This window comes from Sphingomonas sp. URHD0057, from assembly GCF_000620665.1.
Classification (GTDB): Bacteria; Pseudomonadota; Alphaproteobacteria; order Sphingomonadales; family Sphingomonadaceae; genus Sphingomicrobium.
Window position 1 is genome coordinate 430,936 of record NZ_JIAU01000005.1, and the last position, 18,928, is coordinate 449,863.

Annotated in this window: 21 protein-coding genes and 1 tRNA gene; 14 read left to right on the top strand and 8 right to left on the bottom strand. The window is 62.7% G+C overall.

The features are described from left to right. The first annotated feature begins 197 nt into the window (after nt 1–197). The gene (locus N539_RS15020) at nt 198–872 is read left to right on the top strand and encodes a hypothetical protein (RefSeq protein ID WP_051531191.1); all 675 of its coding nucleotides are present in this window, start codon (nt 198–200) and stop codon (nt 870–872) included. A gap of 60 nt (nt 873–932) precedes the next feature. On the opposite strand, the gene N539_RS0102335 is transcribed toward N539_RS15020, so the two are convergent. Further along, nucleotides 933–1,307: a PilZ domain-containing protein gene (locus N539_RS0102335; protein WP_028968965.1), complete on the bottom strand. Its 375-nt coding sequence runs from the start codon at nt 1,305–1,307 to the stop codon at nt 933–935. Between the two features lie 180 nt (nt 1,308–1,487). Here N539_RS0102335 and N539_RS0102340 point away from each other — a divergent pair, with 180 nt between their 5' ends. The 3 genes from N539_RS0102340 (at nt 1,488) to N539_RS0102350 (ending at nt 4,445) form a co-directional block, all read left to right on the top strand. After that, a complete protein-coding gene (locus N539_RS0102340; RefSeq protein WP_156029707.1) occupies nt 1,488–1,907 on the top strand; it encodes a hypothetical protein in 420 nt (139 codons plus the stop codon). 332 nt (nt 1,908–2,239) lie between these two features. Then, nucleotides 2,240–4,039, top strand: coding sequence for an aminopeptidase P family protein (locus N539_RS0102345; RefSeq protein WP_028968967.1), 1,800 nt, complete (start codon nt 2,240–2,242; stop codon nt 4,037–4,039). 10 nt (nt 4,040–4,049) lie between these two features. Continuing rightward, on the top strand, nt 4,050–4,445 hold the full coding sequence (locus tag N539_RS0102350; protein ID WP_028968968.1) for a cupin domain-containing protein: 396 nt from the start codon (nt 4,050–4,052) through the stop codon (nt 4,443–4,445). Between the two features lie 37 nt (nt 4,446–4,482). On the opposite strand, the gene N539_RS17540 is transcribed toward N539_RS0102350, so the two are convergent. Further along, nucleotides 4,483–5,433 (bottom strand): 2OG-Fe(II) oxygenase, encoded by a 951-nt coding sequence (locus N539_RS17540; RefSeq protein ID WP_028968969.1) that lies wholly within the window; start codon nt 5,431–5,433, stop codon nt 4,483–4,485. Continuing rightward, nucleotides 5,433–5,645 (bottom strand): hypothetical protein, encoded by a 213-nt coding sequence (locus tag N539_RS18695; protein ID WP_197018333.1) that lies wholly within the window; start codon nt 5,643–5,645, stop codon nt 5,433–5,435. Before N539_RS18695 ends, N539_RS17540 begins: the two co-directional genes overlap by 1 nt. A 5-nt stretch (nt 5,646–5,650) precedes the next feature. Between N539_RS18695 and N539_RS0102365 the strand changes: the two genes are divergently transcribed. The 3 genes from N539_RS0102365 (at nt 5,651) to N539_RS0102375 (ending at nt 7,813) form a co-directional block, all read left to right on the top strand. Further along, nucleotides 5,651–5,725, top strand: a tRNA-Thr gene (locus N539_RS0102365). A gap of 45 nt (nt 5,726–5,770) precedes the next feature. Continuing rightward, the gene (locus N539_RS0102370) at nt 5,771–6,772 is read left to right on the top strand and encodes a threonine aldolase family protein (protein ID WP_028968970.1); all 1,002 of its coding nucleotides are present in this window, start codon (nt 5,771–5,773) and stop codon (nt 6,770–6,772) included. A gap of 75 nt (nt 6,773–6,847) precedes the next feature. Next, the gene (locus N539_RS0102375; RefSeq protein ID WP_081774170.1) at nt 6,848–7,813 is read left to right on the top strand and encodes a DMT family transporter; all 966 of its coding nucleotides are present in this window, start codon (nt 6,848–6,850) and stop codon (nt 7,811–7,813) included. On the opposite strand, the gene N539_RS0102380 is transcribed toward N539_RS0102375, so the two are convergent. Further along, nucleotides 7,806–8,204, bottom strand: coding sequence for a DUF6491 family protein (locus tag N539_RS0102380; protein ID WP_028968972.1), 399 nt, complete (start codon nt 8,202–8,204; stop codon nt 7,806–7,808). The genes N539_RS0102375 and N539_RS0102380 overlap by 8 nt on opposite strands. 56 nt (nt 8,205–8,260) lie before the next feature. Here N539_RS0102380 and N539_RS0102385 point away from each other — a divergent pair, with 56 nt between their 5' ends. After that, the gene (locus N539_RS0102385; RefSeq protein ID WP_028968973.1) at nt 8,261–8,482 is read left to right on the top strand and encodes a KTSC domain-containing protein; all 222 of its coding nucleotides are present in this window, start codon (nt 8,261–8,263) and stop codon (nt 8,480–8,482) included. A 22-nt stretch (nt 8,483–8,504) separates the two neighbouring features. Beyond that, nucleotides 8,505–8,720, top strand: a complete 216-nt coding sequence (locus N539_RS15030; RefSeq protein ID WP_037551720.1) for a hypothetical protein — start codon at nt 8,505–8,507, stop codon at nt 8,718–8,720. Here N539_RS15030 and N539_RS15035 read toward each other — a convergent pair. Beyond that, nucleotides 8,717–9,289, bottom strand: coding sequence for a hypothetical protein (locus N539_RS15035; protein WP_051531193.1), 573 nt, complete (start codon nt 9,287–9,289; stop codon nt 8,717–8,719). The genes N539_RS15030 and N539_RS15035 overlap by 4 nt on opposite strands. Before the next feature lie 81 nt (nt 9,290–9,370). Here N539_RS15035 and N539_RS0102400 point away from each other — a divergent pair, with 81 nt between their 5' ends. From N539_RS0102400 to fahA, 3 genes are all read left to right on the top strand, one after another. Further along, nucleotides 9,371–9,580 carry a hypothetical protein gene (locus tag N539_RS0102400; protein WP_028968974.1) on the top strand — a complete coding sequence of 70 codons (210 nt, stop codon included), beginning with the start codon at nt 9,371–9,373 and terminating at the stop codon, nt 9,578–9,580. 112 nt (nt 9,581–9,692) lie between these two features. Then, on the top strand, nt 9,693–10,976 hold the full coding sequence (gene hmgA / locus N539_RS0102405) for a homogentisate 1,2-dioxygenase (protein WP_028968975.1): 1,284 nt from the start codon (nt 9,693–9,695) through the stop codon (nt 10,974–10,976). Continuing rightward, entirely contained in the window at nt 10,973–12,241 is a 1,269-nt protein-coding gene (fahA, locus tag N539_RS0102410) for a fumarylacetoacetase (RefSeq protein ID WP_231462824.1), read from the top strand. The genes hmgA and fahA overlap by 4 nt, the downstream gene beginning before the upstream one ends. Nucleotides 12,242–12,456: 215 nt before the next feature. Here fahA and N539_RS15040 read toward each other — a convergent pair whose 3' ends face one another. Further along, a complete protein-coding gene (locus N539_RS15040) occupies nt 12,457–12,666 on the bottom strand; it encodes a helix-turn-helix domain-containing protein (RefSeq protein WP_037551725.1) in 210 nt (69 codons plus the stop codon). A gap of 110 nt (nt 12,667–12,776) precedes the next feature. Between N539_RS15040 and N539_RS15045 the strand changes: the two genes are divergently transcribed. Both N539_RS15045 and N539_RS0102425 read left to right on the top strand, forming a co-directional pair. After that, nucleotides 12,777–13,220: a helix-turn-helix transcriptional regulator gene (locus N539_RS15045; RefSeq protein WP_037551727.1), complete on the top strand. Its 444-nt coding sequence runs from the start codon at nt 12,777–12,779 to the stop codon at nt 13,218–13,220. Next, entirely contained in the window at nt 13,217–13,819 is a 603-nt protein-coding gene (locus N539_RS0102425; protein WP_028968977.1) for a hypothetical protein, read from the top strand. Before N539_RS15045 ends, N539_RS0102425 begins: the two co-directional genes overlap by 4 nt. Nucleotides 13,820–13,843: 24 nt before the next feature. Here the strand turns inward: N539_RS0102425 and N539_RS18085 are convergent, their stop codons facing one another. After that, the gene (locus N539_RS18085) at nt 13,844–14,620 is read right to left on the bottom strand and encodes a DUF4143 domain-containing protein (protein WP_156029708.1); all 777 of its coding nucleotides are present in this window, start codon (nt 14,618–14,620) and stop codon (nt 13,844–13,846) included. Nucleotides 14,621–14,688: 68 nt separating this feature from the next. Then, a complete protein-coding gene (locus tag N539_RS0102435; RefSeq protein WP_156029709.1) occupies nt 14,689–18,591 on the bottom strand; it encodes an NACHT domain-containing protein in 3,903 nt (1,300 codons plus the stop codon). Nucleotides 18,592–18,928: the final 337 nt, after the last annotated feature.

An 18,928-nucleotide genomic window follows, 5' to 3' on the forward strand; every position in this document is an offset into this window, starting at 1 on the left:
GCGCCAGCCCGCGCGCGGAGCCTCGCTGCAATCGCTGCGTTTCGCCCGCGAAGTTGACCAAGTTGCCTCACCTCCCGGACGGCCGGGCCTTTTAGAAGGGCGGCCGATGGCCTAGCTCAGGGGCAAGGGGGCTCGTCCATGTCCAGTTACGCCGGCCGCCGCGCCGCTAGGAACGCTGACGGCGGGGGCAGTCGACGATGATCTTCTTCCACATCCTCAAATCGATCGACGAGTTGCTCTACGAGCTGATGACCTGGCTCCTGTTCTACCCGATCACGCTGTGGCGGTCGGTCCGGCATCCGCTCCGCACGATGGACTATGCGATGACCGAGCTGCAGAAGAAAAGCGCGGATCAATTTCGCGCCACGCTAAGTCCGCCGATCTTCCTGCTCGTCACGGTCGTCATTGCGCACGTCGTCGAACTTCAGGCGGTCGGCGACAGTGCGATCGTCAGCAATCAAAGCGGCCTTGCGGACCTGGTCAACGACGACACCAGCCTGATCGTGCTGCGTATCATGGGTTTCGCCTTGTTTCCCGTCGCCATGGCCGCGATCGAAACGAAGCTGTCGCGCCTGTTTGTCAATCGCGACACGCTCCAACGGCCCTTTTACGCACAATGCTATCTCGCTGCGCCATTTGCGCTCGCGCTGAGCCTGGCGTCGACCGCGATCCGCGTCAGCAACGCCTCGCTCCAGCAGGGCGGACTGCTGCTGGTCGTGGCGGCGACCATTGTTTACATCGGAGTGGAGGCCAAGTGGTTCGTGAAAGCCACCCGCCGACGCTGGCCGATCGCGCTTGCCGGCTCTATCCTGGGCTTCCTGATCTGCATCCTCATCATTGCCGGAATGACATTGCTCCTCGGGGGCGATTAGGATGCCTTCTGAAACGACGGGGACGGCTGGATGTCGATCGCGATCTCTAGCTTCGCAACACTATTGCTCGAGCTCGCCCGCGGCTACTCGGGTTCCCTTCCGCCACGCCGCGACGGCTTTCGAGCGCGCCATCAGCGCCGAGATTTCCCGCGCATCCAGCTCGCTGTCGAAGCACAGGCCCAGCACGCCGGCGTGTTGCCATCGAACCACCGCCGCGCGGCCGAGCGTTCCGCAATCCAGCATCACGCGGGTCCCGCTCGCCAGGCTCGCCGGGCAATCGAGCTTCGCGCCGCCGGCCGACAGGTCGAGAATGCGGACGAAATGCCGCTCGCCATCGGCTTGAAGGAACGCCGGCAACGCTACTTCGACCCGCGGATAGGCCCGGCGGTCCGCATCGGACGCGGCGTCTTCGGGGGAGGGGGTGGAGCTAGCCATGTCTTGCCGGTAGCGAAGGCGTACCATGGCGGTCCTGCCAGGAAGTAAACGCCGAATGTCTGGAGTGGGTGGAAAGCGGACGCTTCAATTGCTTGGAGGCAGGACGTCGCGCTCATGATTTTGGAGTTGGCGAGCAATCATATATCACCCTGCTTGCTCGGTGGCACCAAGGGAGATTCCGTGAGGTATTATCAGCCCGCCATCGCGATTCTTTTGGCAGTTGTCGCCCCACGGGCTAGCGCGGGCGAGCCTACCCAGCCACCACTCCTTTGCGAGATTTTAGGCGACGCAACCGAACATGTTGGCATGACACTCACGTTCGAAGGTCACTATGTGACCGATTTCACAGAACGGTCGTTGGTTTTGGCTGACGGGTGCGGCTTCGGAATTGCTTTAGTTCGAATGACCCCTGAAGCAGAAAAAGTTCTGCGTACAGCAGTCGATGAATCAGACCCCGATCGCGAGATTGGCGCCATATTTACCGGTACAGTTGTTCAACGCGAGCCCAGTGGGATGATGTACAGTCACGATACCGGTGTCCGATTGATGGTGTCGAAAATTACTAACTTGAAAATTGTTGAGCCGAAATCGGCCCCTTAACGGGTCAGCCCCACCCAGCCACGATGTCCGCAATGGGTCGAAAGCAGACATTCGGCGGCGGCACGAATTCGCTGTCCTACAGCGCCTCCACAAGCGCATAGGCTCGTCGATGAAAGCGATACGACCCTTCGTCATCCCCGCGGCAGCGGGGACCCCGCTGCCTTCACAACAACTGCCCCAGTCCCCGAGCAAGCGCGTAGCCTCGCTGCAATCGCTGCGTTTCGCGCGCGAAGTTGACCAAGTTGACTCACCCCCCGGGTGGACCGCCCTTTAACAATGGCGCTCTTGAGACTAGCTGACAGGCAAGGGAGTTAGCCCCAAGGGAATTAGCCATGTCCAGTTACGCCGACCGCCTCGCCGCACTTCGCGAGCAATTGAAGGCCGAGAAGCTCGACGGCTTCGTCGTGCCGCTGACCGACGAGCATATGAGCGAATATGTCGGAAGCTATGCCCAGCGCCTCGCCTGGCTCACCGGTTTCCAGGGCTCCGCCGGTTCGGCGGTGGTGCTTCCCGAGGAAGCGGCGATCTTCGTCGACGGCCGCTACACGCTGCAAGTCCGCAGCCAGGTCAGCGCGACCGAGTGGAGCTATCAGTCGGTGCCCGAAACGAGCACCACACAATGGCTCGAGGAGCATGCGCCCGAGCGCGCGCGGATCGGCTACGACCCCTGGTTGCACACCCGCGACTGGGTGAAGAAGGCCAAGCAATCGCTCGCGAGCCGCGGCGCCGAGCTGGTCCCGGTCGAGCGCAACCCGATCGACGAGATCTGGACCGACCGGCCCGAGGCGTCGAAGGCGCATCTGGTCGTTCAGCCCGATCAATATGCCGGCAAGTCCGGGGCGGAAAAGCGCACCGAGATCGGCGACTGGCTGGCCAAGCATCATGCCGACGCGGCGGTGCTGTCGGCGCTCGATTCAATCGCCTGGGCATTCAACATCCGCGGCGCCGACGTCACCCACACGCCGGTCGCGCTGGCCTATGCGGTCGTACACTCGGACGGCACCGCCGACCTGTTCGTTGCGTCGGAGAAGATCGGCTCCGACGTCCGTCAGCATCTCGGCAACGGTGTCCGCCTCCATGAGCGGGCGGCGTTCGAGGCCGAGCTTTCTGAGCTCAACGGCAAGACCGTCGTCGTCGACCCCGAGCGCGCCGTCGCCGCGATCTTCGAGGCGCTCGACAAGGCCGGCGCCAAGATCGTGCCGCTACGCGACCCGACGATCCTCCCCAAGGCGCTCAAGAACCCGGCCGAGATCGCCGGTCAGAAAGCGGCGCAGGCCCGCGACGGCGCAGTGATCTCCCGCTTCCTGCGCTGGATCGACGACGAGGCGCCCAAGGGCGACGTCGACGAATTGAAGGCGTCCGACCACCTCGAATCGCTGCGCCGCGAGAATCCTGAGCTGCGCGATCTCAGCTTCGACAGCATCTCCGGCGCGGGGCCGAACGGCGCGATCGTCCATTACAAGTCGAGCGGGAAGACCAACCGCAAGCTCGAGACCGGCACGCTCTATTTGATCGATTCAGGCGGCCAATATGTCGACGGTACCACCGACATCACCCGCACCGTCCCGATCGGCGAGCCGACCGAAGAGATGCGTGACCGCTTTACGCGAGTTCTCAAGGGCCACATCGCGATCGCGACCGCGGTGTTTCCCAAGGGGACGCGCGGCAGTCAGCTCGACAGCTTCGCCCGCCGGCCGTTGTGGGAGGCCGGCCTCGATTACGCCCACGGCACCGGCCACGGCGTCGGCAGCTTCCTTGCGGTGCACGAAGGACCGCAGCGGATTTCGCCGGTGGGCAGCTCGCAAAGCGGCGGCGACGAGCCGCTCCAGGCCGGCATGATCATCTCCAACGAGCCCGGCTATTACAAGACCGGCGAGTACGGCATCCGCATCGAGAATCTGGTGCTGGTCGTGCCGCGCGACATCGAGGGCGCCGAGAAGGAAATGCTCGGTTTCGAGACGTTGACTTTCGCTCCGATCGACCGCCGCCTGATCGATGTTCAGATGCTCGAGCCCGAAGAGCTGATCTGGCTCAATTGCTATCACGCCCACGTGCTGGCGAAGATCGGCCCGCAACTGGAGGGCAACGATTTGGCCTGGCTCCAGGCCGCCTGCGCCCCAATCGAGCTGTGAACGTCGAGCGGTGAACGGCATTTCGCTCTTCGACTTTCCGATCCATCTCGGCCGCGGTGCTCGCGCCATCCCCCAGCCCCAGTTCACCGGGATGGACTGGTACAATGGCTATATGGAGAGGCACGGCGACGACCTCGACGAGGGCCGGCTGGTCAGCCTCTATCGCTTCGAGGAGCCGTGGACGAGCTGGGAGATGCATCCGTCCGGCGACGAAGTGGTCTGCGTCGTCCAGGGTCATTTGACGCTGCACCAGGAGCTGGCGGACGGGACGAAGCAGAGCCACGCGCTTGGCCCCGGCGATTATGCGATCAACCCGCCCGGCGCCTGGCATACGGCAGATGCCGACGGCCCGGTGGTGGCGTTGTTCATCACCGCAGGGAAGGGCACGACTCACCGGCCGCGCTAGCGATGGAGCACCCAAATCGATGTGCCGGCGCGGCGTCTTACGCCCCGATCGGGCGGTCCCGCACCCATTGGGAAAATATCCATTTCTCACCGCGGGTCGGCGGCAGGCCGGCATGCAGGCTGGCCGGCTCGGGCCGGCCCGCCGGATCGAGGTTGGAGAACATCAGCATGTCCCCGGTCTTTCCGCGATAATCGAAGCCGATCGCGGGGAAGCGCGTTTCACCGCCCTCAAAATCCTCATTGAGGTAGATCAGCACCGTGGCCGCGCGCTGACCGTTACGTGCGATTTCGGCCGCCAGCGAGGAGGCGGGGTCGAGATAATCGTGATGCGGCTTGAACTCCTGCCCGACCGAATAATGAAGCACTTGCGACGCCTCGAGGAACGGCGGAGCGGCACCGATCGCCAGCGCAAGTCGGACGCGGATCATTTCGACGATCAGGTCGAGGTCGGCGAAGTCGAAGGCCGCCGATCGGTTGTTGCGGACCGGGTCGGCGACCGCTTCGCCGCTGTTCGGGTCCCTGACGCTCGCGGGCGCGAGCCGCCGGCCGGCGCGATCGATCAGCCATTCGCATTCGGCCGGCGAGGCGAAGCGGTCGAACGCCCGGATCAAGGGCTTCCCCGACAATTCCCGGCCGGGCGGCGGACGCAGTCGCCGATCGATCGCAATGCGCGACGCCAGGTCGCTCCACGATGTGCCGGCCTGGGCCTCTTCCGCCGTCACGAAGCGGTCGTCCGCGAGTATGATCAGCTGCTGAGCCGCGGACCGCGACCCCAGCTCAGCCGCCTTGGCGAGCCAGTGGAGTGCCTTGGCCAAGTCGACCCGCCGTCCCACGCCCATGAATTCGAACAGGGCACAGCGCTCGGCGGCTTCGCCGTGACCGTCGCGTGCGGCGGCTTCGATCAGCTCGACTGCGCGTCGCCAACCGCCCGCGTCAGTCGGGTCGATGAGAAGTTCCATCCCGAACCTGAACTGGTGGTCCCCGTCCATCAGTCGGTCTGTTTGGCTTCCGCGGCCGACGCCGATTTTGCGCGGTCCTGCGCCTTGCGACGCCTGAGGTTCTGCCGCAGCGCCGCGGCGAGGCGTTCCTCGCGCTGTTTGTCCTTGCCCGACATATCTTGCACATGCCTCCAGCGGGTCCGCGCGGCAAGGCGGGTTGACAGCGCGAGGGCCGCGCCGTCATAGGCGCCCGGCTTCCTCAAAAAGTGCTGCCGTAGCTCAGTGGTAGAGCGCATCCTTGGTAAGGCTGAGGTCGTGAGTTCAATCCTCACCGGCAGCACCATTTCCCGACATTGACGGGCTCTTCCCCGGCGGTCATGCGCCACGGATGCGCTTCTTCTCCGACAATGCCGCTGCCGCGCACCCCAAGGTGATCGAGGCGATCATCGCTTCGAACCGGCTCGACACGGCCTATGACGGCGACGAATGGAGCCAGGCGCTCGATGGCGCCTTTTCCGAGCTGTTCGAAACCGCGGTGCGCGCCTTCTGGGTCACCACGGGGACCGCCGCGAACTGCCTCGCGCTGGCGGCCCTTTGTCCACCCTATCGCGCCATCCTCTGCCATCGCGATGCGCATATCGAGGTCGATGAGGCGGGCGCGCCCGGCTTCTTCACCGGCGGCGCCAAGCTCGTCTTGCTCGACGGGCCGGGCGCCAAGGTCACTCCCGCAATGGCGGCGGCTGCGTGCGACGCGATCCGCGACGACGTCCACCAGGTCCAACCCGCGGCGATCTCGATCACCAATGCGACCGAATATGGCCTCGTCTATCGTGCCGCCGAGGTCGCCGAGCTGGGCGAATTCGCCAAGTCGCGGGGTCTCGCCTTGCACATGGATGGCGCCCGCTTCGCCAATGCCTTGGCAACGACCGGCGACAGCCCCGCCGACGCCACCTGGCGCGCGGGCGTCGACGCTTTGTCGTTCGGTTTCGTCAAGAACGGCGGCCTCAATGCCGAGGTCCTGATCCTGTTCCGGCCCGAGCTTGCCGACGAAGTCGCGGTGCGGCGCAAGCGCGCGGGTCATCTGTTGTCGAAGGGCCGGATGATGGGCGCGCAGATCCTGGCGATGCTTAAGGATGGATTGTGGCTCGATAATGCCCGCGCCGGCAATGCAGCGGCCCAAGTGCTAGCCAAGGCGGCGGGTGATCGCCTGGTTTACCCGGTCGAAGCGAATGAGCTATTCGTTCGCATGACTGATCCGGAAGCGGACGCGTTGCGGGCTCAAGGCTTCGACTTCTACGAATGGGGTCCGGGTCAGTTGCGGTTCGTGACCAGCTGGGATTCGGACCAGGATGCCGTCGAGCAGCTCGCGGCGGCGATTGCGGCGCTCTGAGCATAAGCGCGACTTATCGCCAGCGACCGGCCTTTGATTGGCGAAAGCGCGACGCGCGCCGCTAAGTCGGCCGTGATGAGCCCGCGTGATCTCGCCGGTGGCGAATTGAGCAGCGACAACCCGGCCGGCGAGCGCCTGCGCGACGTCGCCATCCCGTTCGCCATCTTCACCGCCATCTGGGGTTCGACCTGGATCGTGATCCGCGGCCAGCTCGGCGTGGTCGCGCCCGAATGGTCGGTCGCCTATCGCTTCGCCATCGCCGCGGTCGGGATGGCCCTCCTTGCGCGCGCCCGTGGCCACAGCCTGCGGCTCGGCCGGGAGGCGATCGTTCCGGCGATCGTCCTCGGTTTTTGCCAGTTCTGCCTCAATTTCGACGCGGTCTATCTGGCCGAGCGCCACATCACCTCGGGCGTGGTCGCGACCGTCTTCGCCCTGCTGCTGATCCCGTCGAGCCTGCTCGCCTGGGCCTTTCTCGGGCAGCGGCCGACGCGGCGCTTCCTGTGGAGCTCGGCGGTCGCGGTCGCCGGTGTCATGCTGCTGTTTGACCATGAGTTGCGCGAGCATGCGGCCTCGGCACCCCAGATCGTCTCCGGGATCGCGCTGACCTCGCTCGGCATGCTCGGCGCGGCGACCGCCAACGTATTGCAGGCGCGCCCGGAGATCCGCCGCTTCCCGCTGTTCGGGATGCTCGCCTGGTCGATGGCGGTCGGTGCAGTGATCGATACGATCATCGCTTTGGCACTCGCGGGTCCGCCGACGATTGATATGCGGCCGGGTTACTGGGCCGGGTTGCTCTATCTCGCGCTGGCGGCGTCGGTGGTGAACTTCAGTCTTTATTATCCGGTCGTTCGCAAGCTGGGACCGGGCAAGGCCGCTTATTCGAGCGTCCTCGTGCCGATCATCGCGATGGGCTTTTCGACCTGGCTCGAGGATTATCGCTGGACGCCGCTGACCATCGCCGGATCGCTCCTGGCGCTGGGCGGAATGGTTGCCGCCTTGAGCCGCAGCCGGCGACGGATCGCTTCGCCGGGCCCTACCTAGCGCGGCGATCCGCCAGCCACGCTTCCTTGCTGATCGGCTGGACGTCGTTGACCAGGCACCGCTGGGCGCCGGCGACGAACGGAACCACGACCTCCGCATCGAGGCCCTGGCAGATCCAGTCCCCGCCGCCGGTGGTGCGCAGGGCGACCCGGCGGGAGAACGCCGATTGCGGGCACGAGCCGTCGAGGCTGAGGCGGAAGTAGCGATTGGCGCCGACCTTGACGTCGACCGCGTCATCGCTGACCGGCGTGTAGCCGTTGACGTCGCGCGCGAGGAAGCACTGGCGCCCCGAGCTCTGCGCGACGAGCGGAGCCGCAACCGGTTGGTTGGCGCATGCTGCAGCGACGCCGACCGCGGCGACGCCAATCAGGATCAATGCGGACCTGGCCATCAGCTGTTTCCTTTCTGCACTCGGATCGTCGGTGCGCGTTTGCGCGTTACAGGTTCATGCCGTCGACGGTCATCCGCCGCTACGTCTATTGCCCCGACAAGAACGAGCTCTGGGTCGAGTTCGTGACCGGCCGGCGCTACGTCTATTCGGGCGTCCCGCAGGAGGTCGCGAGCGCGCTCGGCTCGGCTTTTGCCAAGGGCGTCTATTTTAACTCCCGCATTCGCGATCGTTTCCCTCACCGCGAGATCGTCCACGAGGATCAGGCAACCGAATCTTAAATCGCGCATGCGAGACGGGGGCATGATCCCGATCAAGCACAGCACGATCTTCAAGAGCCGCTGGATGGCCCTGCTGTGGGCCGCCGGGATCATCTGGTTCGCCTATGATTTCGCAGCGCCGTCCGACGACGGCACGAACAACGCCGGCGGGAACGAGGTGCAGGTCACCGACGCCGACGGCGCACCGGTGACTCCGGATGAGGCGAAGCAACTCGAAGAAGCGCTGAACCGGGTCTAGCCGCCTGAAGTCCACTCGACGCGCTCGATGTGCCAGCGGCGTTGCGCCTCGGTCGAGCCGGGCACGTCGTTGACGCGCCGCAGGATCATGTTCGCGCCGCGCCGGAACGATCCGTCCGCCTTGGTCTTGCCATAGAAGACGGCCGGAACCGTGATGTAGATGGATCCCGCGGCGCCTTCGCTGTCGCGGGGCTTGCCGATCTCCATGTGAACTTCGGAAGCGTTTCGCCAGTTGCGATCGAAAGCCTTTGCGGCGTCGGCGCTGGACCAAAGCTTCCAGGATTCCGTCCAATGCCCCTGCTCCATCAACGCGCCATAATGCTGGACGACTTGACCGGCTCCTTCGGCGCTCTTCGCGTCGATCGGGCCCTTCGGCTCTTCGAGCGGCGTGCGGTCGTCGGGCAGGCTGACGTTCGCTTCGGCATTCTCCGTCGACGGCGAGGGCGCGGTCGCGGTTTCGTTGACCGTCGTCGCCGTAATCTCGTTTGCCTCCGTCGCATTTTCGTTAGTCTGCTTGCAGCCGCACAGGGCCAGCACCGCCATCGAAATCGCCGCTATCCGAATCGTCATGCACTTCTCCTCATCGCGGAACCGCCGCGACCAAAGTTCGTTCGTTTCGCCAGGTTAACAGCTCAAACAGGGAGAGTTTCCATGGCCGACGACAACGGCACCGAGCGCGAACACACGACGGTGGTCGAGACCGGCAATGGCGGTGGCGGCGGCGGGGTCCTGGCGGTCGTCCTGCTGATCATCGTTGTGCTGGTGCTTCTGTTCCTGTTCCGCGGCCAGCTCGGTCTCGGCGGAAGCAAGACGACGGTCGAGGTCCCCGACAAGATCGACGTCAACGTCAACCACAACTGACCTCGTAACGCTCTTGCGAGGCGGGTCCGCGAGTCCCTGCCTCGGCGCGGGCGCGGCTCTTTCAGGGCCGCGCCCGTTTGAGTTTGTGCGAGCGACGCACTAACCGCGCCGCATGACCGACGCGCTTCGCTACCTGACCGGATTTGGCGGCCATTTCGAAAGTGAGGCCGTCGACGGCGCGCTGCCCAAGGGCCGCAACTCGCCGCAGCGGCCCGCCTTCGGCCTTTATACCGAGCAGCTTTCGGGAAGCTCCTTTACCTCGCCACGGCACGAGAATCGGCGCAGCTGGCTCTATCGGATGCGGCCGACCGCCGACCATCGCCCGTTCACGCCGTACGCCGGCGCGAAGCTGTTCGCTCCTGGGACCGTCAAGGAGCCGCTCGCACCCAACCGCTTGCGCTGGGATCCGCCCGGCGATCTGCCCGCCGAGGCCGACTTCGTCGACGGCATGGTGACGATGCTCGCCAACCGCGATCCCGCCGACCTCGAAGGCGCCGCCGTCCACCTCTACCGGGCGTCGAAGTCGATGGACCGGCGCGTATTCGTCGATGCGGACGGCGAGCTGTTGATCTTGCCGCAATCGGGCACACTTGAGATCGTCACCGAGCTCGGCCGGATGGAGGTCGCGCCGGGCTGGATCGGGATCGTCCCGCGCGGGGTCCGGTTCCACGTCGAGGTCTCCGAAGAATCGCGTGGTTACGTCGCCGAGAATCACGGGCTTCCGCTGCGCCTGCCCGAGCTCGGCCCGATCGGCTCCAACGGCCTTGCCAACCCCCGCGACTTCGAGACCCCGGTCGCCTGGTTCGAAGACCGCGACGAGCCGACCGAGGTCGTCCAGAAGTCGCTTGGTTCGCTGTGGACCACGACATTGGATCATTCGCCGCTCGACGTCGTCGCCTGGCACGGCAATTACGCACCCTGCCGCTATGAGCTGGCGCGGTTCAACACCATTGGCACGGTCAGCTTCGACCACCCCGATCCGTCGATCTTCACCGTTCTCACCAGCCCGAGCAACGTGCTGGGCCGCGCCAACGCTGATTTCGTGATCTTCCCGCCGCGCTGGATGGTGGCGGAGGACACCTTTCGGCCGCCGTGGTTCCACCGCAATGTGATGAGCGAGGCGATGGGACTGATCCACGGCGCCTATGACGCCAAGGCGGAGGGCTTTCAGCCCGGGGGCCTGTCGCTCCACAATTTGATGAGCGGGCACGGCCCCGACCTCGACAGCTGGCAGAAAGCCGGCGCGGCCGAGCTCAAGCCCGCGAAGGTCGAAAACACGCTCGCCTTCATGGTCGAGAGCTGCTGGCCGTACCGGCCGACCCAGTTCGCGCTCGACCGCGCCCAGCCCGATTACGATCAGGCCTGGACCGGCTTTCCCAAGGCGAAATTGCCGTGAGCGACGCCAGTTGGGTCCACAGCGCTCAGGGCAGCGACTTTTCGCTCCAAAATCTTCCGCTCGGGATCTTTTCGGAGGCCAAAGGCAGGCGTCGTCCCGGCGTTGCGATCGGCGACTATGTGCTGGATCTCGCGGCGATCGCCGACCTGCTCGACGAGGATTGGCGCGGGGATCTTTCGCAGCCGGTGCTCAACGCCTGGCTTGCCCGCGGTCCCTCGGCCCAGAGCGAGCTGCGCACACGCGTGGCGGAGCTGCTGTCCGACGGGCGCTATCGCGACGATGTCGAGCCGCAGCTGATCGGCCAGAGCGAGGTTCGGCTCCACGTTCCCTGCCTCATCGGCGACTACAGCGATTTCTACGTAGGCATTCACCACGCGACCAACGTCGGCCGGCAATTCCGTCCCGACAACCCGCTGCTGCCCAACTACAAATATGTGCCGATCGGCTATCACGGGCGGGCAAGCTCGGTGCGGGCGAGCGGCGAACCGGTGATCCGTCCTTTCGGCCAGCGCCGGGCGCCGACCGCGGACGGGCCCGAATATGGTCCGAGCGGACGCCTCGATTATGAGCTCGAGCTCGGCATCTGGGTCGGACGCGGCAACGACCTCGGCTCGCCCATCCCGATCGGCGAGGCGGGCGACCATATCGCCGGCTATTGTCTGCTCAACGATTGGTCGGCGCGCGACCTTCAGGCGTGGGAGTATCAGCCGCTGGGCCCATTCCTCGCCAAGAATTTCCTGACCAGCGTCAGCCCGTGGATCGTCAGTCCGGACGCGCTCGCTCCGTTCCGCAAGCCGATGCCGGCACGCCCGTCGGGCGACCCGCAGCCGCTCGCCTATCTCGACGATCCCGACGACCGCGCGGCCGGCGCGCTCGGCATCGAGCTCGAAGCGAGCCTGTCGACCGCGCAGATGCGGGAGGCCAAGCTTCCGCCGCACCTCCTGTCGCGCGGCTCGGCCGATGCCGCGATGTACTGGAGCGCGGCTCAGATCATCGCTCACCACAGCAGCAATGGCTGCAATCTCCAGCCCGGCGACCTGATCGGGACCGGCACGCTGTCGACCGACGACAGCCACGGGCTCGGCTCGCTGCTGGAGATCAGCCGCGGCGGCTCGCAGCCGATCGAGCTCGCGTCCGGCGAAACGCGGAGCTTCCTCGAGGACGGCGACGAAGTGACCCTGCGCGCCTGGTGCGAAGGGGAGGGGGCGGTGCGGATAGGCCTTGGCGAATGCGTCGGCCGGGTGGTTTCCGCGGCGGTTCTTTAGCCCGCGCGTCGCGAGGTGGTGCCGCTTAGGTGACTCGAACACCTGACCCCATCATTACGAATTATCCACCCTGAAATCGTGCTTAGTCTCGCTTAACGTTGTTTAATCTTAAGTCGCGTCCGACTTAACTGAAGACCCGGTTTAGTGTTAATTATGATCAAACATGGCGGCCTGAAGCTTCATCGCGTGACTGATGAATGACTGATGGAATCCCGTCACTCGACATGTCCGCTGTCGGCTTGGGCCACCGCTCGGAAGAGGTCAATCGGGTCGCGGTTGAGCGCTCGCGCATAGTCGATGAACTCGAAAACATTGAGACCACGTCGTGCGGACTCGACCTCCGCAATGGTAGGCTGACTCCAACCGAGGGCAGATGCCAACTGGGCTTGGGTCAGCTCGGCTGCATTGCGCTCGGTGCGCAGCACGCTCCCAAGTGCAGCGTATCGAGATGAGGGGGCTGACCTAGCTATTGCGAACTCCCAAGGGCCCTAGCAGGTCGCTTGTTATCAATAAGAATTTCTTATAAGATGGGTTCATGAACGGGCATAGCACAGCGCGCCGCGCGACGCGGCAATTCGTGGAACGTGAGTTGAGCCAACTGCGGTATGTCGGCCAGCGCACGCAGAAGATGATAACCGAACTCGTGGAATTTGAGCGTCAACTTGGTGCGTCAATCGAGGAGTTGGAACGGGTGAAAGAACAGATGGAATTAAACGATAACCAAGTCTTGGAGCCGACGGTAGTCACGCTGCCGGTTAGGGATGTGATTGGCCGCATGCCGGTGAAGGAGCTGATGACTCAATTGCAGGTTGCCAAGGCACTGAGCGTTTCCCGGACCACGCTATGGAAGATGCGGAAGGAAGGACGCCTGCCACCACAAATTCGCGTTTCCGACCGCCGCGTGGCATTCCGGCGCGCGGACGTGGAAGCTTGGATCGAGCGAGCCGGCGAAAATGCGCCAGACTGCAACGAGGTATGACACTTGGCGCTTGCCACTCTACCGTCGGCATTCTCGCGTACGGATCGCTCATCGATGATCCCGGTGATGAGATCAATGCGGTAATCGTCGAGAGATTGTCCCCCGTGGACACGCCTTTTAGAGTAGAATTTGCTCGCAAGAGTCAGACGCGCGGGGATGCGCCCACCCTTGTCCCGGTCAGCGAAGCGGGCGCGTACGTTCGGGCCTGTCTTCTCGTTCTCGATACCTCGTCAGAAAACGCGATGGACATGCTCTGGCGCAGAGAGACGCGCACTAACGATCGCACAAGGCACTATTCGAATCCTCCAGCTGGGCACGCGAATAGGGTGAAGGTCGAGCAGCTCCACGGCTTTTCCGGGATTGATCTGGTCTTTTACACCAGCATCGCAGCGAACATTCAGCCCCTTACAGCAGCGCACGTTGCTGACCTTGCGATCGCGAGTGTCGCCCGCGCGCCGCTCGGCGAAGATGGAATAAGTTATCTGATGGCGGCCAAAGCAAACCAAATTGAGACGACACTCTCCGGTCCCTATGAAAGGGAAATCCTCTCTCGGACCGGAGCGGGAACGCTTGAGGATGCACTAGCGTCGCTCAAGTAAGTTCGGCGTTTCTCGTACGTGCGGCTAGGTTGGGCCTCTCGCAATCTCGAAGAGAGCGTCTTCAAGTCGCAAGGTCTCAGTAGACCCGCCACCGCTTTCGTGGGTGGAGGGGCACACAACCATGCGTCGTTGGCAGTCCAGCGCATTGCATCCAAGATGGAAGCCCGGCGATGGTCGCTTCGAGGGCGATCGGGAAATTTCGATTCCCCACCGAACACCGCTCACCCAATCAAGGACGAGGTCTATCTCGCCGATGTTGTCACGCCGCCAAACATAAGGGCGCGCCCGAGAAGCCACCGCTCCTCTCAGCGCTTCCACATTGAAAGCCTCCCAAGCCTTGCCTTCCAACCGAGTGTTCGGACCTCCGCCAGTGGGATCGCGAATTGCCGCGTAGAAGCGATGCCAAAGGCCGCTGTCGCGAATATAAATGAGTGGAGTGCGGGTGTCGGCTTCAGTCTCAGGCCAGAACTCAAGCCGATTGATGAGATCGTGATCAAGTAGAGTCATGACTATCAATCCGAACGTGACTCTATCCAATCGAAGATTACGGCGGAGCGCTTCCTCTGGCTCGCCCTGAAATCTAGCTAGTGCGATCCAAAAATCAGATGGATTGATCACCTCCCCGTTCGGTCGCTGTGGAAGCATGGGGAGCTGTTCGCGAATGTACCCATCGCGCCATTCTTCGCTCCGCCGAATGGTTGCAGCGTATAAACTGTCCACAAATCCCCCACGCTCGAAATGAGTGACCAGTTCGAATGGCCGCAAGGGTTCGGCTTCTTCCGCTTCGGTGTCGACCGCCACGGCACTCGCCTGTCTCAGCTCCAGATACTGATACGTCTCAACGCGAGGGAGCGGCGGTCGGTTAGAGATCACCTGCTCACGTCGAGAACTTTGACGATGATGCGACCGCTCTGAGCAGCGGCGCTATTCTCCGTCAGCGCCTGTTCCAGTTCGGCTGGCGAATTGGGGAAGGAGATGCCGTTGGGCGGCTTAGTGAGGCGCTTGCCCCGAACCCCGAACCAGTAGACCAGATAGATGCCCCGGTTGGCAGCTCGGTGGTCACATGATTGCTGCGCCTGAAGTTGGTTATCAGCGGCCGTCCAGAGGTCCGGATTCCATTGGCCCTTTGCCTCGATCGGGAGCCAAAGACCACCGATCGAGCAACCGATATCGCCCTCCCGATCGGCAGCGAGATGCGGTTCCGGCGTGAACTCCAGCCCGTAGCGGTTTTGTCGGAGCAGCGTGATTAGATAGTCGCTGCAATCCTCTTCGTGCTTGGGTTGAAGCTTTGACGGATTCGTATCCGCATAGAAGCCCTTCCAGCTATCGACGTCATCGGCCCGAACCGTCGACTGAACACGGTCGAGCTCTTCGACGACGACCCTTTGCAGATCTTCCACAAAGCGGGGCGGACCATCGTTAACGATTGCCTTGATATCGTCGATCGAGGGCGATTGATGATCTTGGTCGGCTCTTTTGGACGCCTGCTCTGCCGAAACCGACCGTAGGTATTCGGTGTAGCTGTCATCTATTGCCATTAGGCCGCTCAGAAGAGCGATGGCCTCGTCGGAAACCTCTTCACCGATGCGGCCGATCAAATGGGCAAGATAGTCAGATGCATCCCATGGATTGGTGTCGCCGCTCGAAACGCCCGTGGGATGACCTACTAAGGGAAAGGCAGCCCTGAATTCTCTTACGATCCACGCGGCCAACCGAACTGGGAGTATCCTAATCCCGTCAGAGTCGCGCCGCCCACCAAATCGTGCGCGAAGAGTCCAAAGGAAATCGCGGTCTTGCGTTGCAACGCCGCGTGCGAGCGCACTTTCTTTTTCAAAGTCGGTTAGCAACCGGACTGCCCGCCAGTCTCGCGAGCGACGCTCATCCAGTTTGTTTCGCGCGCGGCGGGTGGCGACCGCTTGAAGCTTCTCAAACTCGCCGGCTCTAATCAGCCGATCGATCAGCTCCTCTTCAACTTCGCCAGCCACGCGAGGAAAGACAGATAGCCATTCACTCGCCAGCGAGTCCGCTAGTCCGCTATCCAGCGGCGTTCGCATGACTTGGTAGAGTCCGGGCACGTAGGTTCGCCGACTCCTTAGGCTCGGTTCTACCAAGAGCCGAAGATAGCGCTCGTACGCGCCAGGCGTAGCTCGGAGAGCTGCATCGAGCTGGGCAGGAAGCTGTGAGCCGTCGATCCGGCCGAAGCCATGTTGCTCAAGCTCCAATCGGCCAGCCACTAGGCGATCAACGGGCACTCCGGCAAAATTGCCGTGTGCTTTCTCGTGCTCGGCCAGCGCTACAACGATGATGTGCGCGGCCCGCCAGTGACGACCAGCGACATAGCTGGCAGAGATTTCTTCGGGTGTAGGCTTGGAAATATCCGCATGTAGGAAGGCGTCCAAGCCGACCAGCACATCGTCGGACAAGTCATCCCCAAGCCAGAGTCTCACGCGATCGATCGGGGGTCCGTCCCGCTCAATGTCACTGAACAGACCGAGATACGCTTGGGCGGGTGACAGAAGGAAGTTTGCGTCTCCGGCTCGGATAGCATCACGGTGCTCGGCAAAGTGCTGTCTATGCTCAGCCCATTTTTTCTTGCGCTCTCGAGTTTGGCGCGCCTGCCGTTGTTCCTGCCTAATTTGCCACTCCGGCTTTGCTGGAGTCGCAATCTCAGCCAGCCACTTCGCCGCGTCGGGATCGCCTTCCGCGAACGGCTTGGCTGCGTCGCGAACCTCTGCGCCGATCTCGCCGTCGTGTCGGACAATGTTGACGAGGTCGCGCCAACGCCCATTATCCTGCTTTGATGCGTCGAGACGTCCAAGCAATTCCACGGCGTCGCTATGGGTAGGCGCGAGACCCGGCATGACGTCAACCAGCCTCCAAGCGCGTTCCCAAACCGTTTTTTTGCCGGGTCGCTCAAGAAGAACGTAACGCTGGATCGCTCGCCGCTCGACGTCGTGATCCTTCAGCCACGCCGACAAACGATCGCGGTTGTCACGACTGTAGCCGTGAAGCTCTTCGTACGGTTCAAGCCACGACCACAACTTCTTCGGCTCGATCGGGCCTAGCGCCAACCGATCCAAAACCAACTCGTAGGCAAAGTCGATGAGTTCGTTATGCTCGATCCCGCCATCTCTCGGTATCAGAGTCGTGGCAAAGGCGCTGAGGCAGTCGAGGACACCTTCGGCCCGGTCGCTAGGTAGGTTGCGCTTAACGATGAAGAATCGTGCAGCCCGGTCAGGCACCTTTTCACGAGGAATTGCGCAGATCGTGAGACCCGCGTCCGCCAGAAGCGTTTCGACAATCAGCTGGTCACTGAACTTGTCGAGCCCGACCGGGGCGAGAAGTTCTGCAGCTAGACGGACCGAGTCAGCTTTTGCACCAACGCGGAGTGCCTCGATCTCGGCGGGCCAATCCAGTTCTGTATCGTGTTTGCTAAGAACCTCTCCAGACCGATACCGGATCGCATATTCCACGCTCTCGTCTCGGAGTAGCGCGACCAGCTGATCGCTGAATTCTGCGGCTAGCTCGGCGGAATCCAGCTGTTCAATGAGGGTCATTCGAAGATTGAAGGGCCGGGACTTGTCGGCGAGGATTTTCCGAATTGCGGCGAACGTTGATAATTGAACCAAGCCTCTGGCGCGGTACTCTCCCCACCCCCGAAACCTCGGGTTTCGTTCTGAAAGCCGCTCCAACGACGCGAGAAGAGCACACGCCTGCTTGGAGGTCAGTGTATCCGCATCACCATATTCGATGACGCCCATAGGGTCGGCTCGGAATACATCATTAGCAAGCTCGTGATCATGCCAAGCGAGCCAAGCATGGAGACCGCGGAGATGTGCCGGCACCAAATTGTTCGTCGAGCGGAACAGGCTGAGTAAGCGCTGGCGCTTTCGAGGAGTATCGCTGCGCTTAGCAAGCCACTGCGCGCCGAGATATTCGCCGATGCGGCGATGCTGGTAGCTCAATCGGTCATGATCAATTCTTAGAAGCCGACTTGCCGCGAATTGATCGAGTTTTGCCGCGCCGGGCAGCTTCGCAACTTCGGCGAGCGGAAGATCACTCTCTCGGGCATTCGCTGCCGAACCTCGGTAGACGCCGGTCTTGTTCGCAAGAATCAAAGCCGCAAAAGCTGCTCCAAGTGCATCGAGCACCTCGTCTCTGTTGCTTGCGTTGAGGGCGGTCTGGGCCTTCTTCTCGCTGTGCTCCTTCCACACCCTGTCGACGTACTGTTCGAACAACGCTGCGGTGCTTGCGGGAGGCTCGCCATCCTCCAGCAGTGGCTCCAGCATTAACAGAGTCTGCGGGTTGCCTAGCCATTCTGAAAAGCCTCTTGCCGCCAACTGATCAGCGACTTGGCGGGCTCGTTCGGCCCCAATCTTCGGGTTGCCGCTCAGAAACTCGCGGGCTTGCTCACTATCGAGGGGATCGAGGTAAAGCTCTAAAGGGGAATCCTCGTAAAGCTCGGTAATCGCAGTCAGCCCTGTCGCGCTTCTCCAATCGGCAACTCGACAAGAAAGTACGAACCGGGGTCGATCAAGCTCTCCCACTTTCCTCAACACGAAATCGACCGCATCGCCGTCATTCTGGCCCGCAACTTCGTCCAGCGCATCGATGACGAGAGTTCCAGCATTACCCAAAAGGTCTCGGGGTTTCGGGTGGTTGAGCAGCTGCCGAGCAGTCACAAATCTGAAGCCCGGCTGGTCGCCGAGCCACTGTAGGAGCCTCGTTTTTCCCATTCCGGCGTCGCCCACGATCACGAGCGGCTGCGTCAACGACGGAAGCTCGTCGTTCGCTACGCTTCGGGCTTCGAGCTGAACCCAGTAACTCAATCGGCGGGGGAGAAACGTCCGTTGCACACCCAGTGGCTTACAATGCTCATGAAAAGGGGCAAGCCGGACGGGTCGAGAGCACGTCACTCATAGTGATGGGGTCTGCGGTTGTGCCCTTGAAACAAAGACGGACGCCGCCGAACGAATTTCGTAATTTGTTAAAAATCAAAGACTTAAGCGTTCAGTGCGATCCGCAGACGTTCGCTGAAGTCCGGCGAGCTGACTGATGATTTGACTGATGGGGCGCTTGGTGTCTCTTGACCGGCGCGGCAAAGAATGG